The sequence below is a fragment of the Streptomyces sp. ADI95-17 genome (genome assembly GCF_003846175.1).
Classification (GTDB): Bacteria; Actinomycetota; Actinomycetes; order Streptomycetales; family Streptomycetaceae; genus Streptomyces; species Streptomyces sanglieri.
Genome location: NZ_ML123046.1, coordinates 632,652 through 655,242, shown reverse-complemented (window position 1 = coordinate 655,242; position 22,591 = coordinate 632,652). Strand labels below are relative to the sequence as shown.

General features: G+C 69.2%; 20 protein-coding genes and 1 riboswitch. Of the genes, 5 read left to right on the top strand and 15 right to left on the bottom strand.

Translation table 11 applies throughout. The features are described from left to right. Nucleotides 1-83: 83 nt before the first annotated feature. Both EES42_RS16695 and EES42_RS16690 read right to left on the bottom strand, forming a co-directional pair. Nucleotides 84-962 (bottom strand): maleylpyruvate isomerase N-terminal domain-containing protein, encoded by an 879-nt coding sequence (locus EES42_RS16695; protein WP_124719002.1) that lies wholly within the window; start codon nucleotides 960-962, stop codon nucleotides 84-86. A gap of 101 nt (nucleotides 963-1,063) precedes the next feature. Continuing rightward, nucleotides 1,064-1,720 (bottom strand): maleylpyruvate isomerase N-terminal domain-containing protein, encoded by a 657-nt coding sequence (locus EES42_RS16690; RefSeq protein WP_124719001.1) that lies wholly within the window; start codon nucleotides 1,718-1,720, stop codon nucleotides 1,064-1,066. Between the two features lie 271 nt (nucleotides 1,721-1,991). Here EES42_RS16690 and EES42_RS16685 point away from each other — a divergent pair, with 271 nt between their 5' ends. Then, nucleotides 1,992-2,813, top strand: coding sequence for a PhzF family phenazine biosynthesis protein (locus EES42_RS16685; RefSeq protein ID WP_124719000.1), 822 nt, complete (start codon nucleotides 1,992-1,994; stop codon nucleotides 2,811-2,813). A gap of 95 nt (nucleotides 2,814-2,908) precedes the next feature. Here EES42_RS16685 and EES42_RS16680 read toward each other — a convergent pair whose 3' ends face one another. Beyond that, complete coding sequence (locus EES42_RS16680; RefSeq protein WP_124719402.1) at nucleotides 2,909-3,688, bottom strand: CPBP family intramembrane glutamic endopeptidase; 780 nt, start codon at nucleotides 3,686-3,688, stop codon at nucleotides 2,909-2,911. A gap of 183 nt (nucleotides 3,689-3,871) precedes the next feature. Here EES42_RS16680 and EES42_RS16675 point away from each other — a divergent pair, with 183 nt between their 5' ends. Continuing rightward, nucleotides 3,872-5,662 (top strand): substrate-binding and VWA domain-containing protein, encoded by a 1,791-nt coding sequence (locus EES42_RS16675; RefSeq protein ID WP_206433483.1) that lies wholly within the window; start codon nucleotides 3,872-3,874, stop codon nucleotides 5,660-5,662. 75 nt (nucleotides 5,663-5,737) lie between these two features. Here the strand turns inward: EES42_RS16675 and EES42_RS16670 are convergent, their stop codons facing one another. Further along, entirely contained in the window at nucleotides 5,738-7,246 is a 1,509-nt protein-coding gene (locus EES42_RS16670) for a glutamate-cysteine ligase family protein (RefSeq protein WP_124718999.1), read from the bottom strand. Between the two features lie 481 nt (nucleotides 7,247-7,727). On the opposite strand from EES42_RS16670, the gene EES42_RS16665 reads away from it, so the two are divergent. Both EES42_RS16665 and EES42_RS16660 read left to right on the top strand, forming a co-directional pair. Further along, nucleotides 7,728-8,321 carry a hypothetical protein gene (locus EES42_RS16665; RefSeq protein WP_124718998.1) on the top strand — a complete coding sequence of 198 codons (594 nt, stop codon included), beginning with the start codon at nucleotides 7,728-7,730 and terminating at the stop codon, nucleotides 8,319-8,321. Nucleotides 8,322-8,660: 339 nt separating this feature from the next. Next, nucleotides 8,661-8,867, top strand: a complete 207-nt coding sequence (locus tag EES42_RS16660; RefSeq protein ID WP_072488625.1) for a DUF5999 family protein — start codon at nucleotides 8,661-8,663, stop codon at nucleotides 8,865-8,867. An 87-nt stretch (nucleotides 8,868-8,954) separates the two neighbouring features. Here EES42_RS16660 and gcvP read toward each other — a convergent pair whose 3' ends face one another. Further along, nucleotides 8,955-11,840, bottom strand: coding sequence for an aminomethyl-transferring glycine dehydrogenase (gcvP, locus tag EES42_RS16655; protein WP_124718997.1), 2,886 nt, complete (start codon nucleotides 11,838-11,840; stop codon nucleotides 8,955-8,957). A gap of 194 nt (nucleotides 11,841-12,034) precedes the next feature. Next, nucleotides 12,035-12,131, bottom strand: a riboswitch (glycine riboswitch). Nucleotides 12,132-12,244: 113 nt separating this feature from the next. Between gcvP and EES42_RS16650 the strand changes: the two genes are divergently transcribed. Next, nucleotides 12,245-12,613, top strand: a complete 369-nt coding sequence (locus EES42_RS16650) for a PRC-barrel domain-containing protein (RefSeq protein WP_124718996.1) — start codon at nucleotides 12,245-12,247, stop codon at nucleotides 12,611-12,613. Here the strand turns inward: EES42_RS16650 and EES42_RS16645 are convergent. From EES42_RS16645 to EES42_RS16600, 10 genes are all read right to left on the bottom strand, one after another. After that, on the bottom strand, nucleotides 12,538-14,022 hold the full coding sequence (locus EES42_RS16645; RefSeq protein WP_124718995.1) for a DNA polymerase IV: 1,485 nt from the start codon (nucleotides 14,020-14,022) through the stop codon (nucleotides 12,538-12,540). The two genes, EES42_RS16650 and EES42_RS16645, sit on opposite strands and share 76 nt — an antisense overlap. 57 nt (nucleotides 14,023-14,079) lie before the next feature. Next, entirely contained in the window at nucleotides 14,080-14,697 is a 618-nt protein-coding gene (locus tag EES42_RS16640; RefSeq protein ID WP_124718994.1) for a MerR family transcriptional regulator, read from the bottom strand. A gap of 168 nt (nucleotides 14,698-14,865) precedes the next feature. Continuing rightward, nucleotides 14,866-15,339, bottom strand: coding sequence for a bifunctional nuclease family protein (locus EES42_RS16635; RefSeq protein WP_006123076.1), 474 nt, complete (start codon nucleotides 15,337-15,339; stop codon nucleotides 14,866-14,868). A 53-nt stretch (nucleotides 15,340-15,392) separates the two neighbouring features. After that, entirely contained in the window at nucleotides 15,393-16,136 is a 744-nt protein-coding gene (locus tag EES42_RS16630) for a transcriptional regulator FtsR (protein ID WP_124718993.1), read from the bottom strand. A 17-nt stretch (nucleotides 16,137-16,153) separates the two neighbouring features. Further along, on the bottom strand, nucleotides 16,154-16,942 hold the full coding sequence (locus EES42_RS16625) for an FHA domain-containing protein (protein ID WP_124718992.1): 789 nt from the start codon (nucleotides 16,940-16,942) through the stop codon (nucleotides 16,154-16,156). Between the two features lie 190 nt (nucleotides 16,943-17,132). Next, nucleotides 17,133-17,921, bottom strand: coding sequence for a DUF881 domain-containing protein (locus EES42_RS16620; protein WP_124718991.1), 789 nt, complete (start codon nucleotides 17,919-17,921; stop codon nucleotides 17,133-17,135). Nucleotides 17,922-17,926: 5 nt separating this feature from the next. Further along, entirely contained in the window at nucleotides 17,927-18,259 is a 333-nt protein-coding gene (locus EES42_RS16615) for a small basic family protein (protein WP_003970459.1), read from the bottom strand. Then, entirely contained in the window at nucleotides 18,256-19,179 is a 924-nt protein-coding gene (locus tag EES42_RS16610; RefSeq protein ID WP_124718990.1) for a DUF881 domain-containing protein, read from the bottom strand. The genes EES42_RS16615 and EES42_RS16610 overlap by 4 nt, the downstream gene beginning before the upstream one ends. A 98-nt stretch (nucleotides 19,180-19,277) precedes the next feature. Further along, the gene (locus EES42_RS16605; RefSeq protein ID WP_124718989.1) at nucleotides 19,278-21,773 is read right to left on the bottom strand and encodes a mannose-1-phosphate guanyltransferase; all 2,496 of its coding nucleotides are present in this window, start codon (nucleotides 21,771-21,773) and stop codon (nucleotides 19,278-19,280) included. Nucleotides 21,774-21,886: 113 nt separating this feature from the next. Then, a complete protein-coding gene (locus EES42_RS16600; protein ID WP_124718988.1) occupies nucleotides 21,887-22,495 on the bottom strand; it encodes a CDP-alcohol phosphatidyltransferase family protein in 609 nt (202 codons plus the stop codon). Nucleotides 22,496-22,591 lie beyond the last annotated feature (96 nt).

The following is a 22,591-nucleotide window of genomic DNA, read 5'->3' as shown; positions in this document are numbered from 1 at the left end:
AGCATGACCAGGGTGCCGAAGCATGCCCCAGGAGCTCACGACCTGGTCAGGAACTCGCACCTCGGTCAGGAGATCGCGACGGATCAAGGGCCGGCGACGAGTTCACCGAGTCGCATGGCGAGCCACGGGCGGCGGCCGCCGGCCCGCATGTGGCCGCGTGCGATCGCCTTCCAGATCGGCGTGCGCCGGAACGAGATCAGCAGGAAGGTGGCCGGCGCAGCCGTGATCGTGCAGTCGTACGTGCGCGGCGGGGCATCGCGGGTCACCGTCATCGTGCCGTCCTCTACGACGACCGCCAGCCGCGGACCGCCCTTGATCCTCAGGTCGAACGCGATGCTGACACCCTGCGCCTTCGCCGTGTCCAGAGCCAGCGCCATCATCGTCGGCATCGACTGTCCGAGCACCAGGCGCGCCTCGTCCGGGCCGATCGGCCACGGCAGTCCGGCGCCACGCGCGATGTCCAGGCCGTGCACCAGGCTCTCGCTGAGCATCAGCCCGGTCACCGTCGCCAACGTGATCGTCGCCCCCTCCCCGTACCACGGCGCGGATACAGGGGTGTCCGGGGCGAGGCCTTCGGTGACCCGCAGGAACGTCACGCCGCGTTCGGCGATGAAGTCGCCGGGACGGACGTGTTCGTCGCCGCCGAAGAGTTCGATGGACTTGGCGTTCATGGCCGCGATCCGTTCGGTGAACGACGCGTCGCCCGGCGGCAGGACCGAGTCCCACTCCACGGACTCCACGAACTCCGCCGGCTCCTCGGCGGAGACGATGGAGCAGTACGCGAGATACACGGCCGCGAGATGCGCGCCGACGTCCCCCACCGTCCACACCGGGACACCGGAGGACGCATCCGGATCCGGTACGTCGCGCAGCAGCCGAACCAGTCGCGGGACCACGGCACGCAACGCGGCGCGGGACTTCTCGTGCTCGATGACGGGATCGAATCCCGGGACGGTGCCCATGCCACTCCCCCATGCTGCGGACGGGCCCGTAGATTACCGCCGAGTAGGACGGTTGCGACAGGGCTCCCCCGATCCGCTCCCCGGGGCCGCCGTCCGGCCCGTCAGCCGAGGAAGAGCGGGAACCTCGCGGCCCGCTCGCCCAGTACCGCCTTCTCCGCGTCGGTCGGCGCACGCCGTCCCGTGCCGACCAGCAGGGCGTCCGTGTCGGAGAACGACGCGGGGAACTCCGCCCCGGCGATCCTCTCCAGCATCTCGCGCGACCGGGCGAGCCCCTCCGCAGGCGGTCCGGCCGCGCCCGGAACGTACGCGACGAGGTCCAGATGGTGAAGCGTCCACTCCAGGACGTACGCGCCGAGGTAGTCGCCCGCGGTGAGGACCACGTCACGGGTGCCGACCCGGAGACCCGGGTCGGCGAGTACGGCGGCACGGCCGGCGGCGGAGCCCACGTCGTCGAGGTGGAACTTGAGCAGGCGGGGCTCCTCGTACGCGGCGGCCAGCCGGACGATCAGCGCATCCAGCGGATCGTCGCCGGTCGGTGGCGCTTCCGAGACGTTCCAGTAGGTCAGCGCGTCGCGGGTCGGATCTGCCTCGGCGGGCGTCACGAGCGTGATCAGGACGTCCTGGGCATCGATGACCAGATGGCACACCAGGTCCCGCACCGACCAGCCGGCGCAGCCGGACGGTCGCGCGAAGTCCTCGTCCTGGAGTTCGGCGACCGCCGTGCGCAACGCCGCCCAGGAGCGTGAGAAGAGATCCACATCGGCAAGGTAGTGCGATGCCGCGCGCTCGGACAAGCACTTCGGCGGGGTCGCCCGCGTACCCCCTCACCGGCACGTGGCGTCCGTCGCCGATACGCACCCGGTACCCGCGGCACGCCGATACCATCCGGGACTCGCCGGCATACAGGTCCATCGGCATTCAGGCCCGTCGGTGTTCAGCTCCATCGGCATTCGCGTCCATCGGCGTTCAGGTCCAACGACACGGAATTGGCCTTGGTACACGGCTCCGCACCCTGCATATGGTCGCGCCATGAGGATTCGAATCGTCGACGCATTCACCGACCGCCCCTTCACCGGCAACCCGGCCGGGGTCCTGATCCTGGATTCCGACACCTTCGCCGACGACGATCGACTCCAGCGGATCGCGATGGAGGTGAACCTCTCCGAGACCGCCTTCGCCCACCCGCTGCCCCCGGGCGGCGAGGCCGACTGGGCGCTTCGCTGGTTCACCCCGACCACCGAGGTCGACATGTGCGGGCATGCCACCCTCGCCACCGCGCATGTCCTGCACACCACCGGTGCGGCGACCGGCACCGTACGCTTCGCGGCCCGGTGCGGGATCCTCACCTCGGACACCCGCCCCGACGGTGCGATCACCCTCGACTTCCCCACGTCCCCGCTGACGCCCGAGGCCACCCCGGCCGGGCTGGCCGCCGCGCTGGGTGCGGAGCCGCTCTCCGTCCAGGACACCGGCCCGCACATCGGTGACCTGCTCGTCGAACTGTCCGACGAGGCGACCGTACGGGGGCTGACCCCCGACATCGCCAGGCTGGCCGACGTCTCCCGGCGGGGTGTCATCGTCACGGCGGCCGCGGCGGACCCGGCCCGTGGCTACGACTTCGTCTCGCGCGGCTTCTTCCCGCGCGTCGGGATCGACGAGGACCCCGTGACCGGTAGCGCCCACACCGCGCTGGCCCCCTTCTGGTCGGCCCGCCTCGGCCGTGACGATCTGACCGGGCTGCAGGCCTCCGCCCGTTCCGGCCTGGTACGGACCTCGCTGCGCGGCGACCGTACGCTGCTGACCGGCGACGCAGTGACGGTCATCGACGGCGAGCTGCTCACGTCACTCTGACGTCCCGGACGAGGACGCGGGGGGGGTGTACGGACCATTCCTGCGGAGCATTCCAACGCTCCCCGTCCCTCTCCCCCTGCTCCGTACCCGGGCCTTCACGGCGTGGGCAGCCAGCCCACCTTCCCCGCCAGCAGCGCGTAGCCGACGAACGCTCCGACATCCAGCAGCGCATGCGCCGCGACCAGCGGCCCGACCCGCCCCCAACGCCGGTACAGCAGCACGAAGACGACGCCCATCACCATGTTCCCGATGAAGCCGCCGATCCCCTGATACAGGTGGTACGAGCCGCGCAGCACCGAACTGGCGGCCAGAGCGGCCATCGGCGTCCACCCCAACTGCCCCAGTCTGCGCAGCAGATATCCGACGACGATCACTTCCTCCACCACGGAGTTCTGGATCGCGGACAGGATCAGGACCGGGAATTTCCACCACACATCGGGCAGTGACTCCGGGACCACGGTCAGGTTGAATCCGGCGGCCCTCGCCACCAGGTAGAAGGCCAGGCCGGCGCTGCCGATGCCCGCCGCGACCAACGTGCCGCGGCCGAGGTCCGGCCACGGCCGGGTGCGGTCGAAGCCGATGGCCCGCAGGCCGGCGCCTTCCCTGATCAGCAGGTGCGCGACCAGGGCGACGGGCACCAGCGCCGTCGTGATACCGAAGAGTTGCCAGGCGAGATCCAGCCATGGACGTCCCGGCGCGTAGGAGCTGTTGAGCGTCGCCGCCTGATCCTTCAACCCCCCTGGTTTCGTCAGTGATCCGACAAAACTGATCAGGGCAGACACTCCGCTGGCACCCAGCGAGAGAGCCAGCACGAGGACCGTTTCGGACCGCAGGATCCGTCGTGACAATGCCTCTTGGGGGTAAGAATCAGCCATAAGCCCCGCCTCCACCTGTACACCTGCCTTGAGTTGTGCATTCACGCCCCATCCTGCTCCCCCTCGGCTAGGGTCTCGAATGCAGGTACGAAGATCATGCGCGACAGGCCGGGGGACAACCACCATTGCCGATGGTGTGGTCCCCCTTTTCCTTGTTCATCCTCAAGGAGGGGCACCACCGACATGGGACGTCACAGCTTGCCCGACGACTACGCCGGAGAAGGAAGCGGGGACGGTTCGCCGCCGCACCGCCGGCGTACCGTCGTGATCGCGACCACGCTCGTTCTCGCGGTGGCGGCGGGAACGGCCGTAGCGGTGCAGGGCGGCCTGTTGTCGTTCTCGAAGAGCTGCGAGGACTCGGCCGTACGTCTGTCCATGATGACCTCCCCGGACATCGCGCCCGCCGTTCGCGCCATCGCCGACAAGGCGCGCAAGGACGAGGTGCGGTCCGACGGTCGCTGCCTGTACGTGACGGTGGTCGCCCGCGATTCGTACAAGGTCGCCGACGCCCTCTCCGACGACACCCGTTCTCCGGACTTCCAGATCTGGCTGCCCGACTCCGACCTCTGGCTCGACCGGGCCAAGGGCTCCGGTGACAGCGTCCCGATCACACCGGGTGACTCCATAGCTTCCTCCCCCGTGACCCTGGCCATGGTGCCGTCCGCGGCCAAGAGCCTCGGCTGGCCGAAGAAGAAGTATTCCTGGGCGGAGTTGACGGCCGCGGCCACGGAGTCGGACAAGGTGCGCCTCGGCTCGGCCGACCCGGCGCGCAGCGCCACCGCCCTGCTGGCACTCGCCGGCATCGGCGCGTCCTCCGAGAAGCAGGGCGGGGACAGCGACACCAGGGTCGCGGCGACCGCCAAGCTGCTCGCGCAGCGCATGTCGGACGGTGACACGCAGGTGCTGGAGACGCTGGCCCAGGGCGATTCGGGCGCCGAGCAGGGCAATCCGGAGCACAACCAGGCGGTGCTCCTGTCCGAGCAGGCCGCGTTCGCCCACAACGCGGAGTCGACCGGCGACGGAAAGCTCGACCTGTTCTACCCCAAGGACGGCACGCCGCTCCTGAACTATCCGTACACGCTGGTCGACGAGGCCAGCATGAGCACGCCCGAGAGCCGGGCGGCGCTGCGGTTCATGACGCTGCTGGACGAACCGGCTTCGCAGGCCACGCTGGAGAAGCACGGCTTCAGGAACGTCGACGGCACGGCCGACGAGTCGGTGGTCGCTCCGGCGGGCGGCAGGAAGCCCCAGCCGTACGCCACCGCTGCCGCCGCCGCACCGACCGTCGAGGAGCTCCAGCAGACCCTCGGCATGTGGACGATCACGGTGCAGAGCGCCCGGCTGACCACGGTCGTCGACGCCTCGGGATCCATGGCCACGATCGTCCCGGGGCGCAACCAGTCCCGGATGGATGTCACCAAGGCGTCCCTGATCCAGGCCCTCAACCAGTTCACCCCGAACGACGAGATCGGGCTCTGGGAGTTCGCCACCGCTCTCGACGGCGACAAGGACTACCGCAGGCTGATGCCGGCCGCCCGGCTGGGCGATCCGGCGAAGGGCGGCGGCACCCACCGCGAGAAGCTCTCCGCGGCCTTCGCGGCGCTGAAGCCCGTGCCGGGCGGCGCGACCGGTCTCTACGACACCATGCTCGCCGCCTACAAGGACGCCCAGGCGACCTATGTGAAGGGCAAGTTCAACGCGGTCGTGATCCTCACCGACGGCTCGAACCAGGACAACCTCTCCATCTCCCGCAGTGCCCTGATCGCGGAACTGAAGCGGATCGCCGATCCGGAGCGTCCGGTGCCGATACTCGCCATCGCGGTCGGTCCCGAGGCCGACCGCGACGAGGTGAACGAGATAGCGAAGGTGACCGGCGGCGGTGGCTACCAGGTCATCGACCCGGCCGAGATCCAGGTGGTGATCCTGCAGGCGATCATGACGGCCGGCCAGAGCAGTCACGCCACACAGGACTAGCCTCCCGGCCTCCCGGCGCCGGGCCGGGAGGCCACAGCCATGAGCCGGGAGGCCGAGCGGCCCCGCCCGCCGGTCTCACGGCTTGGGAGGCGCACCGATCGGCCAGGTGTGCACCGGCTCCCCGCTGTGCATCAGCTCGGCGTACCGCCGGGTCGTCGCGGCCAGCGCCGCGTGCCGGTCGAGCCCGGCCTCCCGTGCCCGGTGGTAGGTGTCGGCCTGCCAGGACGCTCCGTTCACCCGTCGCCTGCAGCGCCCCTCGATGACCCCGAGGTACCGGTCGCGGTCCGCGGGCTCGATGTTCCAGGCATCGAGCCCCGCCGCGGCCAGCGGCAGCAGCTCGTCCCGTACGAGCTTGACGGCCGGCACCCGGGTGAGCCCGCCCGCACGGCCGGGGCGCGGCCAGATCAGCTCCGCCTCGATGCCCAGACGGCACGCGGTGTCGAAGTTCTCCGCCGCAGCGGCGAACGGCAGCCGGGTCCACACCGGACGGGACTCCTCCGCGAGCGCCCGTACGAGCCCGTAGTACAGCGCCGCGTTGGCGATCAGATCGGTGACCGTGGGTCCGGCCGGCAGGACCCGGTTCTCCACCCGCAGATGTGGTACACCGTCGGCGAGGCCGTACACGGGACGGTTCCAGCGGTAGACCGTGCCGTTGTGGAGCACCAGCTCCTGCAATCGCGGCACCCCGCCCTCGTCCAGGACCCGCAGCGGCTCCTCCTCGTCGCAGATCGGGAGCAGCGGCGGGAAATAGCGCAGGTTCTCCTCGAAGAGCTCGTACGCCGAGCCGATCCACCGCTCACCGAACCAGGTCCTGGGCCGCACTCCCTGGTTCTGGAGTTCGGGCGGCCTGGTATCGGTGGCCTGCTGGAAGAGCGGCGGCCGCGACTCCCGCCAGAGCTCCCGGCCGAACAGGAACGGCGAGTTGGCCCCCAGCGCGATCTGGACACCGGCGACGGCCTGGGCCGCGTTCCACACGGCGGCGAATCGCGCCGGTGTCACCTGAAGATGGAGCTGGACCGAGGTGCAGGCGGCCTCGGGGGTGATCGAGGCGGAGGTGGACACCAGTCGCTCCACGCCCTGGATATCGAGGGAGAAATCCTCGCCCCGGGCGGCCACGATTTGATCGTTGAGCAGGGTGTAGCGGTCCGCGTCCGAGAGGTTCGCCACGACGAGGTCCTCGCGACGCAGGGTGGGCAGAATACCGATCATCATGATCCCGGCATCCACCTCGCCCGCCTTCCGGTGGGCATATCCGAGCCCGGTCCTGAGCTCTTCGGCCAACTGGTCGAAAACTCGCCCGTCCAGCCGGTGCGGGACTATGTTCACTTCCAAATTGAACATCCCGAGTTCCATCTGGAAATCACGGCTCGCGATGCGCGGGAGGACCTCCCCATTCATCATCTTCGGCATGCCGTCGGCGCCCGCGAGATTCAGCTCGATCTCCACGCCCATGAGGTTCCGCGGCCGGTCGAACCTCCGCTCCGCCAGCAGCCGCTCCAGCCCCTCCAGGCACTGGTGGAGCTTCCTCCGGTACCCCTGCCGATCGGACAGGTCAAAGGCGCCCGCCACGACCTTCTCCCCCATCGGAGCGTCCCTCCCTCAAGTGGCGGCCCGCGGCCCAGGCCGCTCGCGTCACGATCGATAATGCCCAGGCCGGGTGATCCATAACGCCCCCGGGAACGCCGCGGAGCCAGTAATCTGGGTGCGCCCGCCCGAGGCACATTCCATGGGCATGATGCAGCACGGGTTTCCCATCTCGACGCATGGTGAATACACCGTCGTGTTTCGGCCGTCCGCGGCCGGGGAAAAATCCCAGGCGGCGGCTGCGCCGCTGACGCAAAATCAGCAGATTCTCCGCATAATAAAGTCTCGATACCGCCTTGTCGGCAATAGCTGCGACGGCTAGTGGAATCACCGCGTGAACACGTGTCGTATAAACTCCGCGGACGAGGCAGAGAGTCGACGCACCGGCCCAGTCACCGGCCTCCTCTGGCCCCGCATGCCGACAGCGCCGTCTGCACCCGCCCACGCACCACCGTGTCTCCGAAGTGAGAGGCGACCCACTATGCCGCTGCATGTTCCCCCGGCTCCCGCGCCCGCTCTGCGCAGCGTTCTCGCGGCACTCGGTTCACCCACCGCAGTCCGCGAGGCCCGCACTCCAGCCCTCCGATCCGCCGAGGGACCGCTGAGCCCCGAACTCCCGCTCCCCGTCCATGTACTGGACCGGATCGGGCCGGGCGGGCTCGCTCCCGCCACCCGGCTCGCCGCGTGGCGGTTCCTGATCCGCAGCGCGGAGCAGCCCGTCGCCGCGGCGGACACCATGCTCACTCCGGACGGCTGGGCCTTCTCGCACTTCTTCGAGGGCCCCTACATCGCCTCGACCGAACTCGCCCTGCGCCAGGCCGAGACGGTCACCACGCACTATCAGCCACGGCTGCTGTCCATTCCGGAGCTCTACATGCTCGCGCTGTGGCTGCACGGCGACGCCGAGGCCGATGCCTCCGGCGGGGCGCTCGCCCCGGCCGATCTGCTGGTTCCGCTGGCCCCCGCCCCGCCGGGCATCGCGGCCCATCGCCCGCACCGGGTCGCCGATCTGCTCCGCGTGATGACGCTGCGCATCCCCCCCGGCCCCGGCCCCCTGCTCGGATCACCGGCCTGAGAACCGCACCCCCGTACGAGATTGCTGTACCCCGTACGAAAACACTGTGCCCCGTCACCTTCCCTGGTGGCGGGGCACAGTGCTGGGGGGCGCACTTCGATGCCCGTCCGGACTAGCCCGGTCCGGCCACCCCGAACCACCCGAAGTGACAGTGCAGTTGCGGTGAACCGTCCGCACGGGTGATGCGTCCTCCGAGTAAGGACAAGCGCTGCTGCGAAATCCCTGCGGATTGACGCCCGTGGGGCAACACTGGGACCGGACCTATCGATACGGGGGGCGGCCATGAACACCTCATCCAGCCGCAGGACATTCACTACAACGCAGCGAAAGAACCCAGCCATGTGCCAGCACCAGCCACCATGCCCGACCGCCGACTCAGCCGACCGGGAAGCCGCCCGCCTGACGGCCCACCACCCGGAACAGGGCTGGAGCCTGCTGTGCAACGGGGTCCTGCTCTTCGAGGACACCGGCGAGCTGCTCCCGGACGGCCAGATCATCGCACCGCACCGGCCCCTGGGAACCGACCGGGTGATGAAGGCCGCCTGATCGCGGCCGGTACGAGCTGGGGCCGGCCCGGAGAAATCTCCGAACCGGCCCCGACGCATGTCCGCGTCACTCCCCCGCGCTCATGACTCAGTTGTCGTACTCGTCCAGCGGCGGGCAGGAGCAGACGAGGTTGCGGTCACCGAAGGCCCCGTCGATCCGGCGCACCGGCGGCCAGTACTTGTCGGCGGCCGAGACACCGGCCGGGAAGACCGCCACCTCACGGCTGTACTCGTGCTTCCACTCCCCGCCCAGCATCGCGGCGGTGTGCGGAGCGTTGTGCAGCGGGTTGTCGTCCGCGCTCCACTCGCCGGAGGCCACCTTCTCGACCTCGCCGCGAATGGCGATCATCGTGTCGCAGAAACGGTCGAGCTCCGCGAGGTTCTCGCTCTCGGTCGGCTCGATCATCAGCGTCCCGGCGACCGGGAACGACATGGTCGGCGAGTGGAAGCCGTAGTCGATCAGACGCTTGGCGATGTCGTCGACGCTGACGCCGGTGGCCTTGGAGATCGGCCGCAGGTCCACGATGCATTCGTGCGCGACCAGGCCGGCCGGGCCGTTGTACAGGATCGGGTAGTGCGGCTCCAGGCGCTTGGCGATGTAGTTCGCGGCGAGCACGGCGACCTGCGTCGCCCGCTTGAGGCCCTCGCCACCCATCAGACGTACGTACGCCCAGGAGATCGGGAGGATGCCGGCCGAGCCCCACGGGGCGGCCGAGATCGGTCCGACACCGGTCTCGGGGCCCGCCGCGGGCTGCAGCGGGTGGTTCGGCAGGTACGGCGCGAGGTGCGCGCGCACCCCGACCGGGCCGACGCCGGGGCCGCCGCCGCCGTGCGGGATGCAGAAGGTCTTGTGCAGGTTCAGGTGCGAGACGTCGCCGCCGAACCGGCCCGGCTTGGCGAGGCCCACCAGCGCGTTGAGGTTGGCACCGTCGACGTACACCTGACCGCCGGCGTCGTGCACCTCGGCGCAGATGTCGGCGACGTGCTCCTCGAACACGCCGTGCGTCGACGGGTACGTGATCATGAGCACGGCGAGCTCGTCGCGGTGCTTCTCGATCTTGGCGCGGAGGTCCTCGATGTCCACCTCGCCGTCGTCGGCGGTCTTGACGACGACGACCTTCATGCCTGCCATGACGGCGCTGGCCGCGTTGGTGCCGTGCGCGGAGGACGGGATGAGGCAGATGGTGCGCTGCTCGTCACCGTTGGCCCGGTGGTACGCGCGCACGGCCAGGAGGCCGGCGAACTCGCCCTGCGAGCCCGCGTTCGGCTGGATCGAGACCGCGTCGTACCCGGTGACCTCGGCGAGACGCTCCTCCAGCTCACGGATGAGGGTGAGGAAGCCCTGCGCCTGCTCGGCCGGCGCGAAGGGGTGCAGCGCGCCGAACTCGGGCCAGGTGATCGACTCCATCTCGGTGGTCGCGTTCAGCTTCATGGTGCAGGAGCCGAGCGGGATCATGCCGCGGTCCAGCGCGTAGTCACGGTCGGCGAGCTTGCGCAGGTAGCGCAGCATCGCGGTCTCGGAGCGGTGCTGGTGGAAGACCGGGTGGGTGAGGATCTCGTCGGAGCGCAGCAGCCCCTCGGGCAGCGTGTCGGCGACGGTGGCGTCCAGCGCCTCTATGTCCCCGTCGGCACCGAAGGCGGCCCAGACGGCGGCGATCTGCGTACGGGTCGTGGTCTCGTCGCAGGCGAGGGAGACCAGGTCGGCGTCGACGAGCCGCAGGTTGGCCCCGCGCTCGCGGGCGGCGGCGACGGTCTCGGCGGCCCGGCCCGGGACGCGCACGGTGAGGGTGTCGAAGAAGGCGCCGGTCACGACGTCGACCCCGGCGGCGCGCAGGCCCTCGGCCAGGATCGTCGCGTACCGGTGGGTGCGCCGCGCGATCGTCCGCAGCCCGTCCGGGCCGTGGTACACCGCGTACATTCCGGCCATGACGGCGAGCAGCACCTGGGCGGTACAGATGTTGCTGGTGGCCTTCTCGCGGCGGATGTGCTGCTCGCGGGTCTGCAGGGCCAGCCGGTAGGCCTTGTTGCCGTCCGCGTCGACGGAGACACCGACCAGGCGGCCGGGAAGGCTGCGGGCGAACTTCTCGCGCACGGCCATGAATCCGGCGTGCGGTCCGCCGAAGCCCATCGGCACACCGAAGCGCTGCGTGGTGCCGACCGCGATGTCCGCGCCCAGGTCACCCGGTGAGGTGAGCAGCGTCAGGGCGAGCAGATCGGCGGCGACCGTGACGATCGCACCCAGCTCGTGGGCCTGCTCGACGACGGGCTTGATGTCCCGGACGGCTCCGGAGGCGCCCGGGTACTGCACCAGCACGCCGAAGACACCGCGCTCGGCGATCTCCGCCGGGATGCCCTCGGACAGATCGGCGACGACGACCTCGACGCCGGTCGGCTCGGCGCGGGTCTCGATGACCGCGATCGTCTGCGGCAGGGCGTCGGCGTCGACCAGGAAGACCCCGTTCTTCACCTTGCCGACGCGCCGGGAGAGCGCCATGGCCTCGGCGGCCGCGGTGCCCTCGTCGAGCAGCGAGGCGCCGGAGGTCGGCAGTCCGGTCAGCTCGGCGACCATCGTCTGGAAGTTGAGCAGCGCCTCCAGCCGACCCTGCGAGATCTCCGGCTGGTACGGGGTGTAGGCCGTGTACCAGGCGGGGTTCTCCATGACGTTGCGCAGGATCACCGGCGGGGTGAAGGTGCCGTAGTAGCCGAGCCCGATCATCGGGGCCAGCACCTGGTTGCGGTCCGCGAGCTCGCGGAGCTCGGCGAGGACCTCGGCCTCGGTGCGCGCGGCCGGCAGCCCGAGCGCCTCAGCGCTCTTGATGACATCGGGCACCGCGGCCGCGGTGAGTTCGTCCAGCGAGCCGTAACCGACCTGGGCGAGCATCTTCGACTGCGCCTCGGCATCGGGTCCGATGTGGCGCTGCTCGAACGGAATGCCCTGCTCCAGCTGGGAGAGCGGAGTGCGACGGGGGGTCATGGTGGAGGCCTCCTGGTCTGTCACGACCTGCGAGGGGCACCACGGCGCGGGTGCCCGAACGGCCTCCCCCTCTGTCATCTCAACCTGAGAGCTTCACCGGTGCGCGCTGCGGCGTACCGGTTTTCACCGTCGGTGAGGAAGGGACTCGCACCGGCACTCGGCCGCACGAAACCCGCCCTGCTTTCCAGAGTGACCTCGTCCGTGCGGTACGGGGGCCTGAGAGATTCCGGGGAGGATTTGCTCCTTCGGCGCCTTCGGATCAGCTCCGGAGGACTCTCCCGCACGGGGTCAGCAGCCATGACCAGCCTACCAGCGGGGTCCGTGGCTGATTTCTCGAGTGGCCAACCACCCGGATCTGCCTTTTTGTAGTGCTTGTGGAGTAGCCGCGACCAGTGGGAGGGACCGTGCAGACCGACATCGATCCGCGCAGCCTGATCGGCCGCAAGGCGTTCGACCGCAAGGGCACCAAGATCGGAACCGTGGACGAGGTGTATCTCGACGACGCGACCGGTGTGCCCGAGTGGGCGGCCGTACGTACCGGACTCTTCAGCCGGGACGCGTTCGTCCCCCTGGAACCCAGCGAATTCGTGGAGGACACGCTCCGCATCCCCTTCGACCGTGCCCTGATCAAGGACGCGCCGGACTTCGGTGTCGGCCGCCACCTCTCGCCGGAACAGGAACTCCAGCTCTACCGGCACTACGGTCTGGACTCCGCGCCCGAGGAGACCGGCCCGGACAGGGACTTCGGCAGACTGGCCGGCCAGGACGAGTAGTCCACCGGGTCGCGTACCAGGGGCAGCGGATCGGCGGGCCGGAGCTCCGGGTCGTCGATCCGGAACGTCCGCACCCGGCCGGGCGGCGATCCGGGCTCCTCGAACCGCACCGTCACCCGTCCGACACCACTGCCCTGCACCCAGCCGTGGCCGTACGTCTCGTGGTGCACGTCGTGTCCGGCGGGCCAGCGCCGTGCCGCGCGCTGCTCGGCACTCTCCGGGACCTCCGACCGGGGATCGCGCGGCGGCCCGGTCGCGTCGTCCCCGGCCGGGACCGTACCCGCCGCCGGCTCCTCGGCTGATTCCCCGGCCGACTCCCCGGCCGCGGTGCGCTCGTCGGCGGCCTGGGCGAAGAGGTCCTCCTGTGTGTAGTCGGCAAGCCCCGTCACGCCCACTCCGAGGAGCCGGACGCCCCCGGTGGTGTCAACGGCCTCCAGGAGCCGTGCGGAGGCCTCACGGACCACCGTGGGGTCGTCCGTGGGCCCACGGAGCGTCTCGGACCTCGTGAGCGTCGAGAAGTCGTACCGGCGCACCTTCAGCACCACCGTGCGCCCGGACCGCCCCGCGCCCCGCAGCCGCTGTACGCAGCGGTCGGCCAGCCGCTCGACCTCGGTCCTGATCCGGACCCGGTCGTGCAGGTCGGCGTCGAAGGTGTCCTCGACCGACACCGACTTGGCGTCCCGCTCCGCGACCACCGGCCGGTCGTCGTACCCGAACGCCATCCGGTGCAGCGAGCTGCCGTGCGCCTTCCCCAGCAGGCGCACCAGCTCGTCCTCGCCCGCCTCGGCCAGGTCGTCGACCGTCGTCATCCCGGCACGGCGCAGATGGTCCGCCGTCGCCGGCCCGACACCGGGGAGGATCCGCACCGACATGGGCGCGAGCAGCTCCCGCTCCGTGCCCGGCTCTATGAGCAGCAGGCCGTTCGGCTTCGCCTCCTCCGAGGCGATCTTGGCCAGCATCTTGGAACCGGCGAGCCCGACCGATCCGGTGAGCCCGGTGACCGCCTTGATGGCCGTACGCAGCTGCTCACCGATCTCCAGCGCCGAAGCCGTGTCATCGGCCGTCCCCCCGGCCTCCAGGTCCACGAAGGCCTCGTCCAGGCTGAGGGGCTCCACCAGCGGGGAGAGCCGTGCCAGCAGCTCCATCACCTGGTCGCTCACGGTCCGGTAGAGCTGGAAGCGGGGCACCAGATAGGCCGCGTTGGGCGCCAGCCGCCGCGCCTGGGCCGTGGGCATCGCCGAGTGCACCCCGAAACGGCGCGCCTCGTACGACGCGGTGGCGACCACTCCGCGCGGCCCGAGCCCGCCCACCACCACCGGCTTGCCGCGCAGGCTGGGCTTCGCCGCCTGCTCCGCAGAGGCGTAGAAGGCATCCATGTCCAGATGCAGGATGGTGGGCGCGGCTCTCACATCAATCGATGCTGCCCTACGGCACTGACAATCGCCGCGCCCGAACCCTCGGCCGCGTCAGCCGGCGCGATTGCGCCGCCGCGCCAGCTCATCGGTGGGGTTGTTCCCGATGAGGGTCTCGCCGGTGTCCACCCGCTCGCCGTGCAGCTGCGAGAGGGCGGCGTCGACGTCCTGCCACACCACTCCCACCGCGATGCCGAAGACCCCCTGGCCGCCCTGGAGCAGACTGACGACCTCGTCGGGCGAGGAGCACTCGTAGACCGTCGCCCCGTCGCTCATCAGCGTCATCCGCTCAAGGTCCTGGAATCCGCGGGCCCGCAGATGCTGAACCGTGGTGCGGATGTTCTGGAGCGCCACGCCGGTGTCCAGGAAGCGCTTCACGATCTTCAGCAGGACGACGTCCCGGAAGCTGTAGAGCCGCTGTGTCCCGGAGCCGTACGCCGGACGCACACTCGGCTCCACCAGGCCCGTGCGCGCCCAGTAGTCGAGCTGCCTGTACGTGATCCCGGCAGCCGCACAGGCAGTCGGCCCGCGGTAGCCGATGTCGTTGGCCGATGCCACTTCGTCCCCCGCCACCGCCGCCGGTTGAACCGGTTGCATGATGGTGTGGTCGGCTGTACTCCCCTGCTGCGGATACGGCCCACCCGCTGCCGTACCGTCGCCGCTGCTTCTCACGCCGACCTCCGTCCTTGACCTGCCATCTCGAAGGTAGGCAGTCACTCGGGGTGCGTCAACGATCGCCACACTCGGCACGCCGAGTGATAATCACCCTGAGGGTGGTTTCCCGTGTCTCCCGAGCGGGAAAGGCTTGCCGGATGCGCTGACGGCGACCCCGAAGAACGGTCATTGACTGTTGGTGCCGAAATCCTCCGGAGAGATCTGATCGAGGAACTCGCGGAATTTCTCCACCTCATCCTCCTGCTCGTCCGGGATGGCGATGCCGGCGTCGTCGAGCACCCCGTCACTGCCGTAGATCGGCGTTCCGGTGCGCAATGCGAGCGCTATGGCGTCGGACGGCCGCGCGCTCACCTCGACCCCGCTGGCGAAGACCAGCTCCGCGTAGAAGACCCCTTCCCGCAGGTCCGTGATGCGGACCTCGGTGAGCTCCTGGCCGACGGCCTCGAGCACGTCCTTGAAGAGATCATGGGTCAGCGGCCTGGCCGGAGCCATGCCCTGCTGGGCGAAGGCGATCGCGGTCGCCTCACCAGGACCGATCCAAATGGGGAGGTACCGGTCGCCTCCCACTTCACGCAGGAGCACGATCGGTTGGTTGGAGGGCATTTCCACCCGGACACCCACAACGTCGAGCTCGTTCACACAGCAACCCTAGGACGTGCCCGGCAGGTTTGGGTAGTCGGGCACCGGCGCGATCAGTGGAGCCGGATGTGCAGGGCGCTCTGTACAAGGGCCGAATGAAGCCTCACGGACAGCTCCGCGAGTTCTTTCGCAGTGGCCTCCGCATGGGCTCTGGTCTGCGGATTCCGGTGCCGCCGCAAGGGTGCGACCACCTGCTCGATGAGCCCGACCTCGCGATCCGCAGCGGCCCGCATGGCACGCAGGTGACGCGGCTCCAGACCGAACCTGCCCAGATCCGCCACAAGCTTGGCCACGGTGACCATCTCGGCGTCGTATCCGCCCTCGGCGGTCGGAACCACCAGGCCGTACGACTCCCACTCGTCGAGGTCGCTCTCGGTGGCCTCGGCGGCCGCCAGCAGCTCGGCACGGCCGATCCGGGCCGCGGTGGCCCGTCCGGGCTCCGCGCCCCAGCCACCGGCGGTCAGGTCCCGCGGGCCGCCCCCGGAAGACAGGGCGGCCTGTTCACCACGGGCCAGGGCATCCAGATGCTCACGGATGACCTTCAGCGGGAGGTAGTGGTCCCGCTGCATGCGCAGCACCTGCGCCAGCCGCTCCACGTCGGCGCCGCGGAACTTGCGATAGCCGGAGGGGGTCCGCTGCGGTTCGACGAGCCCTTCGGCCTCCAGGAAGCGAATCTTGGAGATCGTGACCTCGGGGAACTCGTCCCGCAGCCGCAGGAGCACCGTGCCGATGCTCATCGGGCGGTCGTCGGCGGTGGCGGTGCCGGCCACGGCACCGCCCGTCGGTGTTCTCAGCATGGACCTTCCCTGACGGGTCAGATGCCGCGCTGGCTCGCGTAGAAGACCAGCCGGTACTTGCCGATCTGCACTTCGTCGCCGTTGGACAGGGCGACGGAGTCGATGCGCTCACGGTTGACGTAGGTGCCGTTCAGGCTGCCCACGTCCCCGACCGTGAAGCTGCCGTCGGGGCTCCTGCGAAACTCCACGTGCCGCCGCGACACCGTCACGTCGTCGAGGAAGATGTCGCTCTGCGGGTGACGGCCGGCCGTGGTCAGCTCACCGTCCAGCAGGAAGCGGCTGCCCGAGTTCGGACCACGACGCACCACCAGGAGCGCCGAGCCGAGCGGGAGGGCGTCGACGGCCGCCTGGGCCTCGGGCGAGAGGGACGGCACCGCCGTCTGCCCGGTGGCCTCCGCCTCGTACGCCTCAAGACCGGAGATCGAGATGGTCGAGGTCGTCTCCGAGGCACGCTCGGGAATCCCGCCCCGCAGCGGCGCGCCGCAGTTGGAGCAGAAACGACTTGCCTCGGCATTGCGATGCCCGCACCTCGTACAGACCGGCATGGACGAACCCTCCTGCCTGGGGGCGAACTCTCCACCCGAACTCGAGGTCGACGATTCTCCGAAACCTATGCGGCCGGGACCGGCAGGGTCAACAGACGACGCGCCGGATGCTCCCGAATTGTCACTGCCCGTACCCGACACCTGATCACGGAAGAGCGGGCGATCCGTGCCCTGCTCCTCCGCCTGGCCATGACGCGGTGCGCGATGGCGGGCTGCCTCGTCGCGAGCGCTCTTTCCGAACAACTTCCCAAACAACTTCACGGGCGCTTCCCCTTGACCGAAATAGACCCGCCCGTGGGGCAGGACGAACCCTGATTGAACACACCTGCCGACCCGGACATCTTCACAACGTCCGTATCCACTCGACAGTTTCCACCACGCACCACCAATACGATGCGGCGACCCCCCGCAACCTTGTGCCCGTCTCTTCCGCCCCTTCCGCGACGCCGCATCACGGGGACGACGACCGAGCGTAGTCAGGCTGCTTCGCCGGTCGCAAGGCGTCGACGACGATGTCGTCGGCCTGCTCGACCTGCACGGTGGCCTGCTCCTTCTCCAGCGTCTGCACCACGCCGCCGGGGATGTTCAGCGCCGGCTCCAGATCCTGGGGCTTGCCGATCACCTCGAAGACGTACGGCGCGGTGATCTTGCGGTCGTCGACCTTGACGTTGCCGCCGTCACCGGAGAAGTACGTATTGGCCACCACGCGCACCCCGTTGACCTCGATCGCCTCGGCGCCCGCCGCCCGCAGCTCCTGGAGCGCGTCGAGCAGCATGTCCGCCTTCACCCCGTCACCGGGGTCGTTGACGGTGAGTGTGATCCCGGGCCCGTGAGCGGCCACGGTGCCCGCGAGAACACCGAGTTGCCGCTCCTTCTCCACCGTCTGCTTGCGCGCCTCCTCAGCCTGGTCGGAGCTGTTCTCCAGCTCCGTGCGCTGAGCGTCCAGCCGCTGCTTCTCGTCCTCCAGCCGCTGGGTCCGGTCGTCCAGCTCGTCGAGGATCCGGACCAGGTCCTCCTGCCGGGCGCCCCGCAGCGCGCTGTTGTCGCTGTTGGACCGCACCTGGATGGCCAGTCCGAGGCCGAGTACGAACAGCAGTACCGCGACGATGAGTTGGGCCCGTGTCACCCGCGGCGGCCAGAGTCCGGCGATCAGCCGCTGACGGCCGGTGAGCTCCTTGGCGGAGCCCGCCGTCCGCTCTCCGGCGTGTTCCGCCCCGTCGGGAAGTTCTTCGTTGCTCATCGGCGTCAGGCCCGGAAGACGTGCCGGCGGATGGCCGCGGCGTTGGAGAAGATCCGGATCCCGAGCACGACCACCACACCGGTGGACAGCTGCGCCCCGACGCCCAGTTTGTCGCCCAGGAACACGATCAGCGCGGCCACCACGACGTTCGAAAGGAACGACACGACGAACACCTTGTCGACAAAGATCCCGTCGAGCATGGCGCGCAGCCCACCGAAGACTGCGTCGAGGGCAGCCACGACGGCGATCGGAAGATAGGGCTCGACCACCGCCGGCACCTCGGGCCGGACCAACAGTCCGACCACGACTCCCACGACGAGGCCCAGTACGGCGATCACGATGTGCCCTTCCTTGTGTCTGCCGCACCACTGCCGGTGTCTGCGGCCTTATAAGGCTCTGCTGTACGTACGATCAGGCTCGGCGCGACCGGAAGACTCAGCTTCTGCTGCACGGACAGGCTCGTCCGGATGTCGAAGGTGTCCTTGAGCGCCTGAAGATACTGGCCGTCGGCACTGTCCTGGAACGCCGTGCCGAGTTGCTTCCCGTTCCCCACCGCCAGCACCGTGTACGGCGGGACGAGCGGTCTGTTGTCGACCAGTATGGCGTCGCCCGCCGCGCGGATCGCCGACAGGGCCGTAAGACGCTGTCCGTTGATCGCGATGGCCTCGGCGCCGGACTGCCACAGGCCGTTGACGACCCGCTGGAGGTCCCGGTCGCGGACCCGTCCGGTATCGGAGAATCCGCTGGTCTCCCTCGGGCCGCCGCCGCCCTGGTCGGTGTCCTTGGCGTCGTCGATGACCAGCTTCACGCCGGGCCCCTCGACCGGGGTCGCCCCGGCGAGCAGTGCCACCCGTTCCCCCTGGTCCCCGCCGTGTTTCTCCAGCGCCTTGCGCTGCCGCCTGCCCACGTCGCCCCGGAGCTCGTCCACCTGTGCCTCAAGGCTGTCGGCCGCCGCGGTCTCGTCGTCGATGCGACCGATCAGCTCCTGGCGCTCCTTGGCGAGGACCGGCGCCGAGACGCGCGCCTCCGCGGCCCCGAGCGTGACGACCAGGGCGGCCAGCACCAGACACGCGGCGAACCCGAGTTTCGACTTGAGCGTACGGGGCAGCCCCGCGCTCCCGTCGGCCTTGCGACGCGCCGACGCCTCGGCGTATCCGTCGTCCAGACTGTGGTCCATCACGTTGGTCAGCAGCGACATGGACGCGTCGGGACGCGCGGGAGGCGAGGCGGTACTCCGATCGGGGGGCTGCTGCGACATGCCGCACATCGTCGCACGTCGCCACGGCTAGCGCCGAATGGCCCCACCGGTGTGCCCGAAGGCGCCGCGGGGCGCCACCGGACACACCGGGAGAACCGTCACTGACCTGCGCTGTCCACGATCGCCGCCCATTCGTCCAGCAGCGCCTGCGCGGAGGCGTCGTCCGGGCCCTCGGCCCACAGATGGGTGACCGCCTCGGCCCGGTCCGGCAGCACCATCACCCACCGCCCGTCGGCCTCGACCACCCGCACCCCGTCAGTCGTGTCGACGCTGCGGTCGCCGGCGGCCTCCACCACCCGCCGCATGACCAGGCCCTTGACGGCCCAGGGAGTGGCGAGATCACGGCGCAGGACATGAGCGCGGGGAATGCGGGCATCGATCTGGCTCAGGGTGAGCTGGGTCCTGGCGACCAGACCGAGCAGCCGCACGAACGCGGCCGACCCGTCGAAGACGCTGCTGAATTCGGGAACGATGAAGCCCCCACGCCCGTCTCCACCGAAGATGGTGCCTTCCTCCCGTGCCACGCGCGTCAGATCGTCGGGCGATGTCGTCGTCCATTGGACCTGCGTGCCGTGGTACGCGGCGACCTGCTCGGCGACGCGGGTCGTGGTGACCGGCAACGCCACCCGCCCGCTGCGCCGCTCGGCCGCCACGAGGTCGAGCATCACGAGCAGCGCCCGGTCGTCCTCGACGATCCTGCCTCGCTCGTCGACCAGGGAGAGCCGCTCACCGACCGGGTCGAACCGCACGCCGAACGAGGCCCGCGCCGAGGAGACGATCTCGCCGAGCCTTACGAGTCCGGAGCGCCGGGTCTCGGCTGACTCGGTGGGCCGTGATTCGTCGAGCCCGGGATTGATGGTCAGCGCGTCGACACCGAGCCGCCCCAGCAGGCTGGGCAGTACGAGCCCGGCACTCCCGTTGGACGCGTCGACGACCACCTTGAGCCCCGCATCCGCGATCCCCGCCGTGTCCACGTTCCGCAGCAGCGATCCGGTGTACGAGTCGAAGACGCTGGACGGGAAGTGCAGATCGCCGATCTCGCCCGGGAAGGCACGGCGGTACTCCTGACGTGCGTAGACCCGGTCCAGCTTCCGCTGTCGCGCCTGCGACAGGTCCGCGCCCCTCTCGTCGAAGAACATGATGTCGACCGAGTCGGGCACACCGGGAGACGTACGGATCATGATGCCGCCGGCACTGCCCCGCGCCGTCTGCTGGCGTGCGACGGGCATCGGAACGTTCTCCAGGTCCCGGACGTCGATGGCGCTGGCCTGGAGGGCCGAGATCACCGCTCGCTTCAGGGCACGGGCGCCTCGGGAGTGGTCACGTGCGGTGGTGACCGTCGAGCCCTTCTTCAGGGTCGTGGCATAGGCGCCGGCGAGCCGGACCGCCAGTTCCGGGGTGATCTCGACGTTCAGGATCCCGGACACACCGCGGGCACCGAAGAGATGTGCCTGTCCTCGCGATTCCCAGATGACCGAGGTGTTGACGAAGGCGCCGGCCTCGATGGTCTTGAACGGGTAGACGCGGACATTGCCCTGGATGATCGACTCCTCGCCGATCAGGCATTCGTCCCCGATGACCGCGCCGTCCTCGATACGGGCGGCCCGCATGACGTCGGTGTTCTTGCCGATCACGCAGCCGCGCAAATTGCTGTGCTGTCCGATGTAGACGTTGTCGTGCACCACGGCCCTGTGCAGGAATGCGCCGCTCTTGACGACGACGTTCGACCCGATGACCGTGTGCTCGCGAATCTCCGCGCCGGCTTCGACCTTCGCGTAGTCCCCGATGTAGAGGGGTCCGCGCAGTATCGCGTCGGGATGTACTTCCGCGCCTTCCGCGACCCATACGCCGGGCGAGATCTCGAAGCCGTCGATGTCGACGTCGACCTTGCGTTCAAGGACGTCCGCCTGTGCCTTCACATAGCTCTCATGAGTGCCGACGTCCTCCCAGTAGCCCTCGGCGATATAGCCGTAGATGGGCTTGCCCTCCTTCATGAGCTGGGGGAAGACATCTCCGGACCAGTCCACCGAGACATCGGCTTCGACGTAGTCGAATACCTCGGGCTCCATGACGTAGATGCCGGTGTTGACGGTGTCCGAGAAGACCTGTCCCCAGGTGGGCTTCTCCAGGAAGCGTTCGACCTGGCCGCCCTCGTCCACGATCGTGATGCCGAATTCCAGCGGATTCGGCACACGGGTGAGGCACACCGTGACCAGGCCGCCCTTTTCCTTGTGGAAGGCGATGAGATCACTGAGGTCGAAATCGGTGAGCGCGTCACCGGAAATGACGAGGAAGGTGTCGTCCTTCAGTGCTTCCTCGGCATTCTTCACGCTTCCCGCGGTACCGAGCGGTTTCTCCTCGTTGGCATAGCTGAGCTCCATCCCGAGCTCTTCGCCGTCCCCGAAGTAGTTCTTGACCAGCGAGGCGAGAAACTGGACCGTTACGACGGTCTCATTCAGCCCGTGCCGCTTGAGCAGCCGAAGCACGTGCTCCATGATCGGCCGATTGGCGACGGGCAGAAGCGGCTTGGGCATGCTCGAGGTCATGGGGCGAAGGCGTGTGCCTTCGCCGCCAGCCATCACGACGGCCTTCATGTCGGAAACGTCCTCCTTGAAGAGACGACGGTCTGGCCGACTTCGCCCGTCGGGGCACCATCCGGGTCATTCACAGCGGGCCGGCCACACTGCACGGCACCGCATCAACGAGCTCAATCGGCTACTACATCCGCCTTGACTAGGCGGCGGACCTGAACCACGTAGAGGATCCCTGCCCACCAATAGAGCGTTGTACCCCAACCTGCGAACGCCCATCCGAAAATAGCGGCCAGCGATGCAAGCCAACCACTTCCGTCGCTGAGCAGCAACAAGGGGAACGCGTACATCAGGTTGAACGTGGCCGCCTTGCCCAGGAAGTTCACCTGGGGCGGCGGGTAGCCGTGACGCCGCAGGATTCCCACCATCACGAGGAGCATCAGCTCACGTGCGACAAGTGCCGCGGTCAGCCACAGCGGCAGGATCTCCCGCCAGGTGAGGCCGACGAGGGTCGAAAGGATGTAGAGGCGATCCGCAGCAGGATCCAGGAGCCGGCCGAGGTTGCTGATCTGGTTCCACCGGCGGGCGAGCTTGCCGTCGAGGTAGTCGCTGATGCCGCTGAGCATCAACACCAGCAAGGCCCAGCCGTCGCTGTAGGGACCGCCGAACGCAGGGCGAAGAATCAGCCACAGGAAGAGCGGAACCCCGACAAGGCGAGCCATGCTGAGGATGTTGGGGATGGTGAGTACCCGGTCCGTCTGAACCCGAGTCTCCTGGACCTCCACCCGGGGGCCTCCTGTGAAGAAAGTGCCAATGATGCCCCCTGACCTTACCCTCGGCCACCGCTCACCGATGCACAGGGGTGAGGCAAGGGCCTCGTG

What these genes read in the sequence shown, in the direction of transcription:
- EES42_RS16695 (WP_124719002.1), bottom strand. Translation starts at nt 962, where the DNA reads ATGGGCACCGTCCCGGGATTCGATCCCGTCATCGAGCACGAGAAGTCC.
- EES42_RS16685 (WP_124719000.1), top strand. Translation starts at nt 1,992, where the DNA reads ATGAGGATTCGAATCGTCGACGCATTCACCGACCGCCCCTTCACCGGC.
- EES42_RS16680 (WP_124719402.1), bottom strand. Translation starts at nt 3,688, where the DNA reads ATGGCTGATTCTTACCCCCAAGAGGCATTGTCACGACGGATCCTGCGG.
- EES42_RS16675 (WP_206433483.1), top strand. Translation starts at nt 3,872, where the DNA reads ATGGGACGTCACAGCTTGCCCGACGACTACGCCGGAGAAGGAAGCGGG.
- EES42_RS16670 (WP_124718999.1), bottom strand. Translation starts at nt 7,246, where the DNA reads ATGGGGGAGAAGGTCGTGGCGGGCGCCTTTGACCTGTCCGATCGGCAG.
- EES42_RS16665 (WP_124718998.1), top strand. Translation starts at nt 7,728, where the DNA reads ATGCCGCTGCATGTTCCCCCGGCTCCCGCGCCCGCTCTGCGCAGCGTT.
- EES42_RS16660 (WP_072488625.1), top strand. Translation starts at nt 8,661, where the DNA reads ATGTGCCAGCACCAGCCACCATGCCCGACCGCCGACTCAGCCGACCGG.
- gcvP (WP_124718997.1), bottom strand. Translation starts at nt 11,840, where the DNA reads ATGACCCCCCGTCGCACTCCGCTCTCCCAGCTGGAGCAGGGCATTCCG.
- EES42_RS16630 (WP_124718993.1), bottom strand. Translation starts at nt 16,136, where the DNA reads ATGCTGAGAACACCGACGGGCGGTGCCGTGGCCGGCACCGCCACCGCC.
- EES42_RS16620 (WP_124718991.1), bottom strand. Translation starts at nt 17,921, where the DNA reads ATGAGCAACGAAGAACTTCCCGACGGGGCGGAACACGCCGGAGAGCGG.
- EES42_RS16610 (WP_124718990.1), bottom strand. Translation starts at nt 19,179, where the DNA reads ATGTCGCAGCAGCCCCCCGATCGGAGTACCGCCTCGCCTCCCGCGCGT.
- EES42_RS16605 (WP_124718989.1), bottom strand. Translation starts at nt 21,773, where the DNA reads ATGAAGGCCGTCGTGATGGCTGGCGGCGAAGGCACACGCCTTCGCCCC.